Genomic DNA, 14,821 nt, shown 5'->3' with positions numbered 1-14,821 from the left:
TAGAACTCAAAAGGCTCGGGCTTATGCCCGAGCCTTTTGAGTTCTCTTCATCAGCCCCATTGATAAGGTGTTTCCTGGTAGACGTAGTAGTTCAGCCAGTTTGAAAATAATAGATGTGCATGAGAACGCCAATTATTTATCGGCTGTTTTTCAGAATTATCATTAGGAAAGTAGTGTTTTGGTAAACCTGGATTCATGTTTTTATTTAAATCACGACGATATTCTTTCGCCAACGTTCCCGTGTCGTATTCAAGGTGGCCGGTGATCATGATCTGCTTTCCTTTGTTTACCATCATCACAAACGGACCTGCCTCTTCCGAACCTGCAAGTACATGGACTTCCGGGTGTTTTGCAAGTTCAGAGCGATCAATATCCGTGTACCGCGAATGGGGTGCGAAAAACACATCATCGAACCCACGCAGCAATTTTTCTCTAGACTCATAAAGGGAATGGCTGAACACACCCGACAGCTTTTCCGGATAAGGAACTTTATCAATGCCAAAGTGATAAAACAATGCTGCTTGAGCACCCCAGCAAATATGCAAAGTTGACGTAACATGACTTTTCGACCATTGCATAATTTCTTTCAGTTCATTCCAATAGTCCACTTCAGCAAAAGGCAGACGTTCCACAGGTGCACCGGTAATGATCATTCCGTCGAATTTTTTATTCTCCACTTCATTAAAAACAGTGTAAAACTGTTCAAGGTGAAGATGACTTGTATTTTTCGATTGATGAGTGGCCGTTTTCATAAAGGAGATATTAACCTGAAGCGGCGTGTTGCTAAGATGGCGAAGCAGTTGAGTCTCTTCCATTTCTTTTTCCGGCATTAAATTCAAAATTAATATATTAAGAGGCCGGATGTCTTGGGTAATTGCCCGATCCTCATCCATAACGAAAATATTTTCGTTTTCCAAAATCTCCCGAGCAGGAAGCAATTTAGGTATTTTAATCGGCATAACATCAGTTCTCCTCATGGTATACTTGGCATTATCATTATAAACTTTTTTAAATGATGCTTCTAGTTTGTTCGAGAAAATCTGTTGTTAAAGAAAATAAAAATAAAGCCTGTGTCTATTGGGCACAAAATAATAGAAGTAAGGGAAAATAGTCAGGCCGGACTTGAATTTTGCACGTATGCAGGCTGGAGCATCGATTTCATTATATTATCATAAATGATAGAAAAAAAGATATTATAATCGCCTTAAATTAAGTTTTGTTTTTTTCGTTTAAATTTGTTTAAGGTCCATAAACTGGGTTAATGAAACATTTTTTTATAGGCATTTTCTGTGTTCTGTTTATTAAAAAACGGGTGTTTCTTAATCAACGAATTTTCAGTATTTGATAATTTTTAGTGTAATCGCTTAACCTGCCAGTCTCATTGCATATTTTAGTTTTGAGATAAAAGCGACTATTCAAATACTTTGTTAGATATTATGACATAGATAATGACTATAGTCTCATAATAAATTATTATGGTTTTTAAAGAGCCGCATTAAAAAGAGAGAAACAATAGAAATAAATTGCGGGGGTGAGTCCTACATAAAACTTTCTGAGTTTTTAGAGTTGTTCCGTTTGTATAAAAAGGAGGGTTAAAATGAACTTTAAGAAAATTATACCATTATTGGCTGTAGTCGTATTATTGCTAGGAGTTATCGGCGGTTGCTCTTCAAAATCAGGTGGTTCAAATGGTAAGACTGTCATTGAAATCGGAAGTCAGTCCCCACTCTCCGGCGGTAGCGCAACGCTTGGCGATGCAATTCGCCTTGGTGCTGAATTAGCAATTGATGACCAAAAAGCAGCATTCGCTAAGAAAGGTTTTACGATTAAGCTGAATTATGTGGATGATCAAGGTGATCCAAAAAAAGGCGTTGCGAATGCTCAGATTCTTGCATCCGACAAAGATGTACTCGCCCTTGTCGGTCACTTAAATTCAGGTGTTGCGATCCCTTCTTCCGAAGTTTATGAAAAAAATAATTTGCCAATGGTTTCTCCGGCGACGACCGCGACAGATGTTACAGATCGTGGATTGAAAACGGTCAATCGTATTTGTGCGCGTGACGATTTTCAGGGTCCGGCAGGTGCGAACTACGCAGTTAAAACATTGAAGGCTAAGAAAATCTTTGTTATTCAAGATAAAACAGCATACGGCTCAGGTCTTGCGGATCAATTCAGAAAGCAGGCGAAGAAGCTTGGCGCTGAAATTGTCGGCTATGAAGGCATCACTGTAGGTGAAAAAGACTTCAATGGCGTACTTAGCCAGGCTATGACAAAGAAACCCGATCTGATCTACTTTGGCGGTGTCTATGCTGAAGGCGGATTAATTATCAAACAAGCACGTCAAAAAGGATTTAATGGTCCGATCATGGGTGGCGACGGTCTTGACTCTTCCTCAACCGTACAGATTGCCGGAGATGCAGTTAAAGGCGTATACCTGACCTCTGTTGCCGGAGATGTTACGAAAACGGAAAAGGGTCAGGAATTTGCTAAAAAATATAAAGATAAATTCGATAAAAATGTTGAATCTTATTCAGCATATGGCTATGATGCTGCCGGTGTCATTCTTAAAGGACTTATGAACGCCATTAATGACAATGACGGAAAAAAACCGTCTCGTGAACAAGTAGAGAAAGCGATTCGTGCGGTCCAAGACTATGACGGCGTAACAACGAAAGTAAGCTTTGATGATAAAGGTGACAATAAATTCGCAAAGGTGTATATCTACAACTTTGAACAAGCGAAATATCCGCCAGTACAAAAAGCTGAAATCAGCCAATAATAGCCTGCTCTTTAAAACTTGAGTGTCTTAATGACATTTATGAATAACTGATGTGGACTAAAAGGGTATAGAGCTACAGGGCTGTACCCTTTTAGGATTTTTTAGAAAAAAATCACATAATACAAGTCAGAGAATGCCTTCACGCATAAAAAAATACATCCATATTAACAACTCGTAAGGAAAGTGGTGAGATAATGCTCGCACATATTCTTCAGAACTTACCCCAAGTACTCATTGATGGTCTCACGCTGGGTGTTGTGTATGCGGTCGTCGCTATAGGCTATACAATGGTTTACGGGATTCTGGAATTGATTAACTTCGCTCATGGCGATGTATTTATGACAGGTGCTTTCATCGGTGCCATTGTTCTCTTTTTATTGATGGGCATGGGCTTCTTATCAGCAATGCCAGCTTTAATCGTTTTTCTGATTGTGATTGTTATCGCGGCTATCGCAACAGGGATGCTCGGTGTCGGCATTGAACGTGTTGCCTATCGTCCTTTACGGCGGAAGAATGCGCCGAAGCTGATTGCACTCATTACGTCCATCGGTATTTCATTTGTACTTGAGGATGCGGTGCGGTTTATTGCGGAGTTAAAAACGGGAAACTATATTGTTACAGCTCCGTCCATGTTCAATCATAAGTTCAATGTAGATGTTCACAGCGTGATTCCGTTTTTTAATAATGCGACATTTCAAGCCTCGTTTTTGCTTGTTTTGATTGTCACAGTCGTTATGCTTGTCTCACTTGATCTGTTCGTAAACAAAACAAAATGGGGCATGGCGATGCGTGCCGTTGCTCAGGATCGCGACACTGCTTCATTGATGACGATCAACGTCAATCGTGTCATCTCTGTCACATTCTTTATTGGTTCTGCTCTTGGCGGGGCCACTGGTGTGCTGTTTATGATTCAATATGGAACAATCGATCCTTACATCGGTTTTATTTTGGGGATTAAAGCATTTACGGCCGCTGTTCTAGGGGGCATTGGAAATATCCGCGGGGCTATGTTCGGCGGTGTTATGCTTGGGCTGCTCGAAATGTTTGCCGCGGCGAATCTCTCAGTTATTACCCATGGTGCAATGGGTGCCGAATACAAAGACGTGTTTGCTTTCATTATATTGATTCTGGTCCTGATCTTTAAACCGGAAGGCTTGTTTGGCAAAGCCGTCGTAGAGAAAGTGTAGGTGACAACTTTGAGTGCATTGTTTGAAAAATTAGCGCAAAGCAAAAAGAATCAAATTATCTTGTTTGTTGCGTACGTCGTATTAACAGGAGCGGGGCTTTTTCTTCTTCCTGATTCAACGATTGCGTTCTTGCTGTTGCTTTTCTCGATCTTGATTTTATATTATCTTAATGTCAATCTAAGAGCGAAATGGATCACAGGCATTGTCATTCTGGCTGCTATTGTTCCGTTTATCGCAAGCCACAGTGATTCTTACCAAACCTACATGGAAGTCGGGACGCTCGTCGGTATTTATTGCGCAATGGCATTAGGATTGAACATCGTCGTCGGTTTTGCCGGACTGCTTGACTTGGGATTCATCGCCTTTTTTGCAGTCGGTGCCTATTCCTATGCGATATTTGCCAGTGGCCAGGCATCAAAATTCATGCCATTTGGTCATTATCCGCTTCCCGGGGATACGTTTTGGCTGTTTATCATTGTTGGTGCGATCGTTGCGGCAATTTTCGGTATTCTTCTTGGTGTACCCGTATTGCGTGTTCGCGGCGACTATCTTGCTATTGTTACGCTAGGCTTTGGGGAAATTATTAGAATTCTGCTTAACAATATGGATCACCCAATCAATATTACAAATGGTTCGATGGGAATAGCGTCGATTGCTCCTCCTAACTTCTTTGGAATCAGTATCGGGAGTTCCAGCCAATTTTACTATATTGCCTTCGGTATTTTTCTGGTGGTTATCTACGTCGTTCGCAAGTTAGAAAATTCAAAGCTGGGCAGATCATGGAAAGCTGTTCGCGATAATGAAATTGCTGCCCAAGCGATGGGAATTCCACTTGTGAAAACAAAACTTGCCGCTTTTGCAATCGGCGCTTCCTTTTCAGGTATGATGGGTGTTATCTTTGCAGCGAAGCAAATGTTTGTTGATGCTACCAGTTTTACATATCTAGAGTCAACAATGGTTCTGGTTATGGTTATTCTCGGAGGCATGGGAAGTGTTCCTGGTGTCATTCTTGGTGCGGCAGTTGTAATCATCCTAAGAACTCAAGTGCTGACAAATATTTCGAACTGGTTATCAACAATGAGTTCAAATTACGGTATTTCGATTCCGCCCGCACTTTCACCAGAAAAAATGCAGCTGCTTATTTTCGGGCTTCTGCTCATCATCTTTGCTTTGTATCGCACACAGGGGCTGATTCCGCATAAAAACAGGAAGGTGGACGTTGAACTGCTGAAAAAGGAGTCCGCCGAAGCCGCACGTGCTCGCGAAAAAGCAACATCTGGAGGTGCCAAATCATGAACATTTTGGAAGTGAAAAATCTTACCAAACAGTTCGGAGGTTTGACAGCAACTTCCAATATTAATATGAACGTTGAAAAAAATTCAATAACTGCTGTTATCGGGCCGAATGGTGCGGGTAAAACAACATTTTTTAACATGATTACGGCTGTTTACAAGCCAACGTCAGGTGATATTCTACTCAATGGGAAATCGCTGATTGGTCTGAAGCCGCATCAGGTTTCACATTTTGGAATTACGCGTACTTTCCAGAATATCCGTTTATTTAATGATATGACGGTATTGGAAAATGTGATGGTAGGTATGCATCAAAATCTAAAAGCACATTGGGTAGGCACGCTGCTTCAATTACCGCATATTCGGAAAATGGAAGAGGCAGCTAAAGTTGATGCGTACGATATCTTGAAATATGTTGGATTAGAGGATTATGTTAATGAGAATGCCGGCAACCTCGCCTATGGCGCACAGCGCCGATTGGAAATTGGCCGCGCTATGGCTGCAAAACCAAAGATTCTGCTTTTGGATGAGCCGGCGGCCGGAATGAATCCAAAAGAAACCGAACGCTTGACAAATTTGATTTACGATTTGCGGTCCAAGCTTAATGTAACGATTATCCTTATTGAACATGACATGAAGCTGGTTATGAAGATATCCGATTTTATTTATGTTCTGGATCATGGTGAACTGATTGCTTCTGGGAAACCTGACGAGATCAGAAACAACACGAGGGTTATTGAAGCATATCTCGGTAAGGGGGCGGTTGCAAATGACTGACACAACTGCAAATCATTTCCTTGAAGTCAATAAAATCGACAGTTTTTACAGCCAGATTCAAGCACTGGACGGCATTGATTTATTTATTGATAAAGGCGAAATAGTTACCTTAATCGGAAGCAACGGAGCAGGAAAATCAACAACTTTAAAATCTATAAGCGGTCAAGTACGACCTAAGAAAGGCTCGATTATTTTTGAGGGTAAGGAAATAACGAAAAATCAAGCTCATCAAACGGCATTGCTTGGTATTGCTCAGGTTCCCGAAGGAAGACGTATTTTCCCGCGGCTTTCCGTACGAGAAAATTTACAAATTGGCGCGTTTTCAGTCAAGGATAAAAATGTGATTGCTGAACGAATAGAGCGTGTATTCACCTATTTTCCACGTCTAAAGGAACGTCTGAACCAAAAAGGCGGAACAATGAGTGGCGGCGAACAGCAGATGCTTGCGATTGGACGCGCATTGATGATGAAACCAAAGCTGTTGATGCTTGATGAACCATCAATGGGGCTTGCTCCAATTATCGTCGAACAAATCTTTGATATCATTAAAGAAATGAATAAAGAGGGAATGACTATCCTGCTTGTTGAACAGAACGCATATCAAGCGCTACAAATTGCCGACAGGGGTTATGTTATCCAAACCGGTCAAATTGTGCTTAACGGCAAGGGTGGGGAACTGATGAAGAATGAGCAGGTGCGCGAAGCCTATCTTGCGTGATTTAACTTTTATAGATTTAATTAATATTGCTCATGTAATTTGTAAATTAAATAAACAATTACGTTAAAATTAAGTTGTACCCTTGTCAAGAATTACTAAAAAAAGATTTATGCTACATCAAAAAGATGATTTTTGTATTAAACAGAAATCATCTTTTTTAAATTCCACTGAGATCTGTAGTTGTCATAGTGAAAGATGTATTGTTTAATTTCCTTTCTCAGCGCCCCATGGATTGTCTGAACTTATAGCTTATATTCTTTATTAGCTTTTGAAACAGTAAGATTTATACAGTGAAATTCTTGATCCGAGTGAATCAAGGAGTCTTCGGTTAGTTTGATGTTCGAACTACGTTTTGTTTTAGTTTTGTGCAGGGGATCTATGGCAATATCCACAGTTTCATTCGTCGAGCTATCCTTAATCGTTAATAATTATTTATCTGTTTGTATTAAACTGACATTCATATGTTTCTAAATTCAGAAAATAAAATTTGAATAATATAATTATTATAAATCCGAAAAAAGAGGTAATATTCTAAATTACATAGAATATAGATAACAATTAAATATATCAAGGGGGAATTTAATTGTTGATTGTTAAAAAGGTCAGAAAAACATTGATACTGGTTGTGGGGGTTCTTTTAATTTGCTTTGCATTATTAATTAATAGTGCGAGTGCAGAATCAAGCAAACCATCTTTATTAACTCCCAATCTATATCCGAACTTAAAAAGTGACAAGTTCGTTAACACTGTTTCACCATTAAGTTCAGGTTGGGATCAATTATATTTAAATACAACTTTTCATTTTGATCATAATTCTTTTAGAAATACAAGTATAGTGAAATCTGGAGGTGGAAATTTTCGAATAAAAACAACTGGTCTTGGTTCAAATAATGATTATCGTATTGAAGTCTATGAGGCTGATGGGGGATCACCAAATCCGTCTAAGGATGATTGGGTTGTTGGCACAACAGGTATAGGGAATGAAGACTTGTCGTATTATGTTCAGCCAGAAGTTGACGGTGCTAATCATAAGGCTGAACTTTATGTTCGTTTTGGTTATTCAGGTTATAGTGAACAAGGAACCGTAGAACTAGATGATTAACAATATTCTAAATTGTTAAAAGTCTAATGCTTAACGATGATGAAATTCAATTTATAATAAGTTTATGAATGGTAAGTTTTTCAACTGGATCAGTTTTTAACTGATCCGGTTGATTTTTTATATTGATTGTTATAGTGTCTAATATTTGATCAGACGATCAAGCAACACGTATAATATATGTAACATCTATTAGTCAAAAGGTGGGATTTATTTATGAACTGGTTGCAAAGATCATTGCTTCACCCTTTGAGCAGATTGTTATCAAGTAATAAGTGCGCACTCTGCCATCAACATGTCTCAGGGATGAGAGAATATATTGATGATCATGGTAATCGAATTAAAATATGTCCTTCTTGCAGTACGTACGCGGAGCGAAGAGCATACATAAAGGTGAAGTGAAAGAAAGGATGATCATGAATGGCTACGCAACAAAAGATATATTCGGCTGAAAGTGCGGATATCAAGCACTTTGTTTCTGGGGAAAAAAAGAAGAACGATCACTATTTGCACGCCGTCATTCATTTTGACAGCATAATAAATGAAAATGTTCTGATCCAAGCAGTTCAGGCGACACAAGTGTCATTACCGCTTCTTTCATGTCGCTTTGTTGAAAAAAATGATCAAGCATATTGGGAAGAAGCAGGCTGGAAAGCACAGAATATGGTATATATGGACGAGGCTGATAATCGTCAATCGGCCATTCAAAAAAATTTAACAATTAAACTGAATGAAAAAGTTGGGCCACAGTTACGAATCGCTGTAATCAGAAAAGATAATCAAGATTCACTTGCGATTGTCTTAAATCATATGATTTGCGACGGTGGAGGATTCAAGGATTATTTATATCTGTTGAGTGACTGTTATTCGCGTATTGCAAGTGGCGAATCATCATTAGAAACTCCGCATCTGCTTGATCCGACAGCGCGAAGCATTTCTCAGATTTTTGACGCAATGGATGAACAGCAATTAGAGCAAATTAAGAACGCTCGGCTTACGAATTATGTGCAGAGTGAAAAGGATCATCTTCCATTGAGCGGAGACGAGAATCAACCGTTTATTATTACTCATGAGACGAGTGCAGCACAATTTGACTCGATAAAAAATGACGCAAAAAGCAAAGGAGCTACCATAAACGACGCGTTGTTTGCAGCTTATGTCTGTGCGCTTTCCAACGTTGTGCGAGCTGATCCGATTGTGTTGGATTGTCCGGTAAATTTGCGCACCTATTTATCTCCTGAAGCGCGACCCGGTTTTTGCAATTTAACGTCAAATATTACATGTGTTGTACCAAGTCATGTAGGAACAACTTTTGATCACGCGTTGCTTAGCGTAAAGAAGGTTATGGATGCAGAAAAAAGCAGCCTTGAGCCCCTTCGCGTTTACTGGGATTTGGAAGAGGCCTATCAGACACATTCTCTATCGGAGGCAAAACGAATTTTTCCAAGTATATACAGTATTCCTGTTAATGGCATGACTAATATAGGTATCATTGACGAAAACAAGCTGACTTTTGCTGATCATGTCGTACGTGATGTCTCTATATCTGGTTCGATCAAATATGCCCCTTATTTTCAAATTGCAGTAACCACTTTTAGAAAAAAAATAACTTTTTGTACGAATTTCCACGGAACAGAGCAGGACAGAAAATTTCTTGATGAATTTGTAAATCGTTTAATCGAATTTTTGCCGCATCAGTATTAATTAGGCAACAAAAAAAGGAAAACGGAGAGGGTTTTCCTTTTTTTGTTGCCTGTACAATGAATCACATCGCATTAATTAATTTACCGAATTTGTATAAAGTCGGTATGCCGCACGGCTTACCGTTACTTGATCTGAGAAGGGAGCAGCCTGTTGATTTCGTATCTGCCGAATTTGATGATCAAGTCCGGTGATCGTTATCTCGATTTGAGAGAGATTATCTTTAGATTCTGAATTATAATGAAAGTAGATCTGATCAGCATGATATTGCATTGCTCTTTTTTCCTGCTCTAAAGCAGAGAGCTGATTGTATGTATTTTTCATCGAATGGCTGGTCGTTATGACTGTCCGAATTTGAGGAATTTGCATTCGAATTTACCTCGAATCAACTATTATCCTTCTTATTATAGTCGTTTATAAACTATAGAAAAGTGACTATTGATCCGACTTTTTGTTAAATTATTTTAAAACAGGAAAATGGTCATGGGTTAAATCTCTTTTTTAATAAATTCCGAAACAATCTTCGATAGCAAAGGTAGAGAAAGGTAGCTTTAACCGTGAGGTCTATTCCTTGAGCAATCCAAATTCCCGCAATTCCCATTGCTCCACGTACGCCGAGCAAATAGATAAAAACAACACGAATGCCCCACATACCAATTGCCGTACTATACATTGGTGTTTTTGTGTCTCCTGCGCCTTGAAGGGCTCCCGCAAGCACTAAACCGATTGCAAGTGAGGGCATAAAGAAGGCATCGATCCTCATCGCGAGCGTTATCATGTCCGCAGTGCTTACCTGATCTGTAAACCATACTGCAAAAAGGGGAGTCATAAAGAAGAGCAGAACTCCTGTAATACTCATAATTACAGTTGAAATCACTGCAGCAAGCAAACCATAAGAATAAGCTTCCTGATATCTTTTTGCACCAAGAGCATTTCCCACAAGCACGGTTGCTGCAACATTCAAACCTAAACCGGGAAGATATGCGAATATTTCAATATTTTCCGCAATCGCATTAGCTGCATAAATCTCGGTTCCCATATGGACAATCAAACCGAGATAAACAACTTGACCAAGTCGCATGATCAGCCGTTCTCCGGTGGCAGGAATGGATAATCGGATAATTTCCCATGTGAGGCGCGTATCACGATTGTTCGTTTGTCTTCTTATTGAGAAACGGACTGGTGAATGGCGAATTGCTGCATGAAGCATGAAACTACCGATAATTCTTGTAAGTACGGTTGCTGAGGCAGCTCCGCCAACTCCAAATCCGGTAAATTGAATGATGCCATAGATCAGCACATAATCAAGCACAATATGAATTAAATTCATCCAAAAACTAATCATCATTGGGGAAACGGTATTTCCGGATGCGCGCAAAATGTTTCCAAAATTGATCATTAATGAAATGACGAAGGCAGGTGTCCCGACAATCCGAAAATAAAGCACTCCTTGACTAAGCACCTCACCACTGGCACCCATCATACGGAGAAGCGGTTCGGCAAAGCATAGAGTAATTGCACCAAAAAGAAGACCGGCAACCAGCGTAATCCACGTTGATTGCCGAGCCGCTTCTCGCGCTCTGTCCGCGTCGCCAGCACCGATATGTTTTGCAATAATTGACGAAGTTCCGATTCCGATCGCCATAAATACCGCAATATAGACAGCAAGCAGTGTATTAGCAACACCGACTGCGGTTACTTCGACTAATCCCAGTCGTGCAACAAATAGTGTGTCGACAAAACCGACGACGGTCTGCAGCAGACTCTCGATCATAGCGGGAAGCGCTAAAGTAAGCACCTTGAGGATTTTCTTCCTTAATACTGCATCCAAATCAATGACACAACCTTCGTCCTTATCTTCTAAAATGATTCTCTTATTGTATCGTTGTCTGTCCAGTCAGTTCTTTTTTTGATACGATGTTCAAGTTCTGATCAAATTCATAGACAACCGGAATGCCGGTAGGAACATCAACATGAATAATTGCATCATCGGATATATTTTCAAGAAACTTAACTAGAGCACGCAATGTATTGCGATGACTGACGACAAGAATATTTTTTCCTTCTGTTAACAAGGGGGCAATTTGGTCCGCCCAGCAGGGAAGGACTCGATCTAATGTTGTTTTTAAACTCTCTCCTCCCGGGAGCAATCGCGGGTCAACATCGCGATAACGCGGATCGTGAATCGGATGTCTCGGATCAGACAAGTCAAGCATCGGCGGAAGTGCATCATAGCTTTTCCTCCAACGGTTGACCAGCTCTTTTCCTTGTCTTTCTGCTGTTTCCGCTTTGTTCAGCCTTTGCAGAGCCCCATAGCTCCGTTCATTTAATCTCCATGTTTTCTGTACCGGCAGCCAATCCTGATTCATTTCTTGCAGAATATAATTCAGCGATTGAATGGATCGTTTCAACACTGATGTAAATGCATGATCGAATACAATCTGCTGCTGAGCAAGTCTTGCACCCGCACGTTTTGCTTCTTCAATTCCTTTTTTTGTGAGTTCTACATCTTCCCATCCAGAAAAAAGATTAGATTCATTAAATGCGCTTTCTCCATGCCGCACAACCACTAGTTTCATCACGATACCTCCCCTCCATATGCGCACTCATTAACCATTAATATCGATGAAAACATTATTACCTTTTAGTATACTGTATTGAAACTATTTTTCCAATTGTTACTTGAAGACAGTCAGTGGCACATATTTGAGTTGTAAAAAGTGAATCAACGGTTTTGATTTTTTACTTGAAAAGAGTGGTTAGAGATCTTGTACCGTTATATAATGTCTGTAAGTCAGCAATGCGAGAAGGTTCAGAGAGGATTGATAAGGTGAAACTTACAGCAACAGAAATTGAAGTCGCAGAAATACTGGAAAAGGATGCACGGCTTACAAATGATGAACTTTCAAAGATGATGAATTTAAGTGTGGATCAGATTCATCAAATAGTAAAAAAACTTGAGAATGAAAAGGTCATTGTCCGTTATGTTTCGCTTGTCGATTGGACGAAAATTGACGGACATCAAGACGTTACAGCAATGATTGATGTTAAAGTAACTCCGAAACGCGATGTGGGTTTCGACGATGTTGCCGAGCGTATCTACCGTCACAGGGAAGTTAAATCGGTTTATCTTATGTCCGGGACCTATGATCTCTCGGTACAGGTCGAGGGACAATCCGTCAATGAAGTGGCACACTTTGTCACTCAGAAATTGTCTACGATCGACGGAGTGATCTCTACGACAACCCATTTTGTTTTGAAAAAGTTCAAACATGATGGAACTGTGTACGATTCAGATGATCGGGATAAACGAATTGTGGTGTCTCCATGATGGCGATTAAAACTTCTTATTTAGCAAAGAATGTCCGAACATTAAAGCCCTCAGGGATTCGGAAATTTTTTGACGCGACAACAGGCATGACTGATGTTATTTCACTTGGTGTCGGCGAACCGGATTTTGTCACCCCCTGGAATGTCCGCGAAGCCGCGATTCTGTCGTTGGAAGACGGTTATACGTCGTATACGGCCAACGCAGGAATGATTGAATTACGTGAGGCAATTGCGAAATATGTGGATGACTATTACTGTGTGTCCTACAATCCGGAACATGAAATCACCGTCACTGTCGGGGCGAGTGAGGCGATTGATATCGCACTGCGCGCCATTCTCGATCCTGGGGATGAAGTGCTTGTCGTTGAGCCATGCTTTGTATCCTATGCACCGCTTGTGACACTGGCAGGAGGTGTCCCGGTCATCGTTGAAACAGAAAAAGAAAATGATTTCAAAGTACAACCGGAACAGTTTGAAGCTGCAGTGACTGACCGGACGAAAGCAATCATGATCTGTTCACCGAATAATCCGACCGGGTCGATGCTCAGCAAGATTGAAATGGAACGTATTGCGGATGTTGCAAAGAAACATGATTTACTGATTCTTTCCGATGAGATCTATGCGGAACTTGTTTACGATGATTTATATACAAGCTTTGCCGCACTTGAAGGAATGAAGGAACGGACAATTTTAGTGAGCGGATTTTCAAAGGATTTGGCGATGACCGGATGGCGCTTGGGCTTTGTTTGCGCGCCGCAGGAGATCTCGCAAGGCATGCTGAAAATTCATCAATATGCGATTATGTGTGCCTCAACAATGGCGCAGCATGCAGGACTGGAAGGATTGCGCAATGGGCGGGCGGATATGGCTGATATGCGCAAAAGTTATCGGCAAAGGCGCAATTACATGGTGCAATCACTGAACGAGATTGGGCTGCCGTGTCACAAACCTGAGGGAGCGTTTTATACGTTTCCAAGTATTGAGGCAACCGGTATGAACTCTGAAACATTTGCAACGCGCTTACTTCAAGAAGAACGTGTCGTCGTGGTTCCCGGCAACGCGTTCGGTGACAGTGGTGAAGGACATGTGCGCTGCTCCTACGCCACATCGATGAGTCAGCTCCAGGAAGCGATGAAGCGGATGTGTCGATTTGTTGAAAAACTATAAAAGAAAAAAGCCGTTTCCGATGATGAGTCGGGAACGGCTTTTAAGATGGAATAGTCAATACATGAATTGACTGTTTTATACCACAGTTATAATTCTTGGGTTCTGCCGATGTATTCCAGTTTAAAATTCTTATTGGAGTTATAAGTCATTTTTGTTACACTACAATTGGGTACCTTGCCAATCGTTAAGTCTTCGCCAATCAGTACATACAGCATGCAGCAAATATAGAGAGAGTGGGTAACAACAAGGATATTTGCAGCCTCAGTCTGCATCATTGTATGCTTAAGTGCGAGAATACGCCTTTTCAGATCGTGAAAATCTTCGGCATAATCAATCGTATCCAGTTTTTTAATCCCCGTAAGTGCTTTAATTTTCTGATCAATTGGTGATTTGCGGCTCATGTCCGGTTCGCCGACGGCTTTTCCGCCTTCTTCCCACATCTCATCGTTATCCGCGCCTTCAAAAAGGCCAAATGATGCTTCTCTTAAATCAAAAAGTTCTTTAATTGGTGTTTCACCATTTCCCGAATGATCGAGAATGACTTGAGCAGTTTGACGTGCTCTGCCGGTATCACTCGAAAAAGCAGCGTCGAAAGTAATGGCCTGTTGCCGCACTTTTTCTCCCAAATTAACCGCCTGCCGGATGCCCTTTTTGGTCAAAGGTGAATCCGCCCAACCTTGCGATCGATTCAATAAATTTAATAGTGTTTCTCCGTGGCGAACGATATAGAATGTTTTCATTTTTTCACCCAATCATTTTTAGTATGCCATC

The 14,821-nt window shown here is 40.6% G+C and carries 14 protein-coding genes; 9 read left to right on the top strand and 5 right to left on the bottom strand.

The genetic code is table 11. The features are described from left to right. Nucleotides 1–50 precede the first annotated feature (50 nt). Nucleotides 51–959 (bottom strand): homoserine O-acetyltransferase MetA, encoded by a 909-nt coding sequence (gene metA / locus NIE88_RS14645; protein WP_253063226.1) that lies wholly within the window; start codon nucleotides 957–959, stop codon nucleotides 51–53. A gap of 638 nt (nucleotides 960–1,597) precedes the next feature. On the opposite strand from metA, the gene NIE88_RS14640 reads away from it, so the two are divergent. The 7 genes from NIE88_RS14640 (at nucleotide 1,598) to NIE88_RS14610 (ending at nucleotide 9,556) form a co-directional block, all read left to right on the top strand. Then, entirely contained in the window at nucleotides 1,598–2,779 is a 1,182-nt protein-coding gene (locus NIE88_RS14640; protein WP_253063225.1) for a branched-chain amino acid ABC transporter substrate-binding protein, read from the top strand. 194 nt (nucleotides 2,780–2,973) lie between these two features. Continuing rightward, nucleotides 2,974–3,966, top strand: coding sequence for a branched-chain amino acid ABC transporter permease (locus NIE88_RS14635; RefSeq protein WP_253063224.1), 993 nt, complete (start codon nucleotides 2,974–2,976; stop codon nucleotides 3,964–3,966). A gap of 9 nt (nucleotides 3,967–3,975) precedes the next feature. After that, complete coding sequence (locus tag NIE88_RS14630; protein ID WP_290446515.1) at nucleotides 3,976–5,262, top strand: branched-chain amino acid ABC transporter permease; 1,287 nt, start codon at nucleotides 3,976–3,978, stop codon at nucleotides 5,260–5,262. Next, nucleotides 5,259–6,035: an ABC transporter ATP-binding protein gene (locus NIE88_RS14625; protein WP_253063221.1), complete on the top strand. Its 777-nt coding sequence runs from the start codon at nucleotides 5,259–5,261 to the stop codon at nucleotides 6,033–6,035. Before NIE88_RS14630 ends, NIE88_RS14625 begins: the two co-directional genes overlap by 4 nt. Beyond that, on the top strand, nucleotides 6,028–6,753 hold the full coding sequence (locus NIE88_RS14620; RefSeq protein WP_253063219.1) for an ABC transporter ATP-binding protein: 726 nt from the start codon (nucleotides 6,028–6,030) through the stop codon (nucleotides 6,751–6,753). The genes NIE88_RS14625 and NIE88_RS14620 overlap by 8 nt, the downstream gene beginning before the upstream one ends. A gap of 583 nt (nucleotides 6,754–7,336) precedes the next feature. After that, on the top strand, nucleotides 7,337–7,855 hold the full coding sequence (locus NIE88_RS14615; protein WP_253063217.1) for a YndA family protein: 519 nt from the start codon (nucleotides 7,337–7,339) through the stop codon (nucleotides 7,853–7,855). A 417-nt stretch (nucleotides 7,856–8,272) separates the two neighbouring features. Beyond that, on the top strand, nucleotides 8,273–9,556 hold the full coding sequence (locus NIE88_RS14610) for a condensation domain-containing protein (protein ID WP_253063215.1): 1,284 nt from the start codon (nucleotides 8,273–8,275) through the stop codon (nucleotides 9,554–9,556). Nucleotides 9,557–9,631: 75 nt separating this feature from the next. Here NIE88_RS14610 and NIE88_RS14605 read toward each other — a convergent pair whose 3' ends face one another. The 3 genes from NIE88_RS14605 to gpmA form a co-directional block, all read right to left on the bottom strand. Beyond that, the gene (locus tag NIE88_RS14605; RefSeq protein WP_253063213.1) at nucleotides 9,632–9,922 is read right to left on the bottom strand and encodes a hypothetical protein; all 291 of its coding nucleotides are present in this window, start codon (nucleotides 9,920–9,922) and stop codon (nucleotides 9,632–9,634) included. Between the two features lie 112 nt (nucleotides 9,923–10,034). Then, entirely contained in the window at nucleotides 10,035–11,384 is a 1,350-nt protein-coding gene (locus NIE88_RS14600; protein WP_253063211.1) for an MATE family efflux transporter, read from the bottom strand. A gap of 43 nt (nucleotides 11,385–11,427) precedes the next feature. Continuing rightward, nucleotides 11,428–12,132 carry a 2,3-diphosphoglycerate-dependent phosphoglycerate mutase gene (gene gpmA / locus NIE88_RS14595; protein WP_253063209.1) on the bottom strand — a complete coding sequence of 235 codons (705 nt, stop codon included), beginning with the start codon at nucleotides 12,130–12,132 and terminating at the stop codon, nucleotides 11,428–11,430. Nucleotides 12,133–12,383: 251 nt separating this feature from the next. Here gpmA and NIE88_RS14590 point away from each other — a divergent pair, with 251 nt between their 5' ends. Continuing rightward, the gene (locus tag NIE88_RS14590) at nucleotides 12,384–12,884 is read left to right on the top strand and encodes an Lrp/AsnC family transcriptional regulator (RefSeq protein WP_253063207.1); all 501 of its coding nucleotides are present in this window, start codon (nucleotides 12,384–12,386) and stop codon (nucleotides 12,882–12,884) included. After that, entirely contained in the window at nucleotides 12,884–14,050 is a 1,167-nt protein-coding gene (locus NIE88_RS14585; protein WP_253063206.1) for an aminotransferase, read from the top strand. The genes NIE88_RS14590 and NIE88_RS14585 overlap by 1 nt, the downstream gene beginning before the upstream one ends. A gap of 86 nt (nucleotides 14,051–14,136) precedes the next feature. On the opposite strand, the gene NIE88_RS14580 is transcribed toward NIE88_RS14585, so the two are convergent. Further along, nucleotides 14,137–14,790: a histidine phosphatase family protein gene (locus NIE88_RS14580; RefSeq protein WP_253063205.1), complete on the bottom strand. Its 654-nt coding sequence runs from the start codon at nucleotides 14,788–14,790 to the stop codon at nucleotides 14,137–14,139. Between the last annotated feature and the right edge of the window lie 31 nt (nucleotides 14,791–14,821).

The organism is Sporolactobacillus shoreicorticis, assembly GCF_024125445.1.
In the GTDB taxonomy this organism is placed as follows: domain Bacteria; phylum Bacillota; class Bacilli; order Bacillales; family Sporolactobacillaceae; genus Sporolactobacillus; species Sporolactobacillus shoreicorticis.
Note: the sequence above shows the minus strand (reverse complement) of the source record. Positions and strands in the feature narration are given on the sequence as shown.

Bases quoted from the DNA above. Each gene is read 5' to 3' on its own strand.
- metA (WP_253063226.1), bottom strand. From the start codon at position 959: ATGCCGATTAAAATACCTAAATTGCTTCCTGCTCGGGAGATTTTGGAA.
- NIE88_RS14640 (WP_253063225.1), top strand. From the start codon at position 1,598: ATGAACTTTAAGAAAATTATACCATTATTGGCTGTAGTCGTATTATTG.
- NIE88_RS14635 (WP_253063224.1), top strand. From the start codon at position 2,974: ATGCTCGCACATATTCTTCAGAACTTACCCCAAGTACTCATTGATGGT.
- NIE88_RS14625 (WP_253063221.1), top strand. From the start codon at position 5,259: ATGAACATTTTGGAAGTGAAAAATCTTACCAAACAGTTCGGAGGTTTG.
- NIE88_RS14620 (WP_253063219.1), top strand. From the start codon at position 6,028: ATGACTGACACAACTGCAAATCATTTCCTTGAAGTCAATAAAATCGAC.
- NIE88_RS14610 (WP_253063215.1), top strand. From the start codon at position 8,273: ATGGCTACGCAACAAAAGATATATTCGGCTGAAAGTGCGGATATCAAG.
- NIE88_RS14605 (WP_253063213.1), bottom strand. From the start codon at position 9,922: ATGCAAATTCCTCAAATTCGGACAGTCATAACGACCAGCCATTCGATG.
- gpmA (WP_253063209.1), bottom strand. From the start codon at position 12,132: ATGAAACTAGTGGTTGTGCGGCATGGAGAAAGCGCATTTAATGAATCT.
- NIE88_RS14585 (WP_253063206.1), top strand. From the start codon at position 12,884: ATGGCGATTAAAACTTCTTATTTAGCAAAGAATGTCCGAACATTAAAG.
- NIE88_RS14580 (WP_253063205.1), bottom strand. From the start codon at position 14,790: ATGAAAACATTCTATATCGTTCGCCACGGAGAAACACTATTAAATTTA.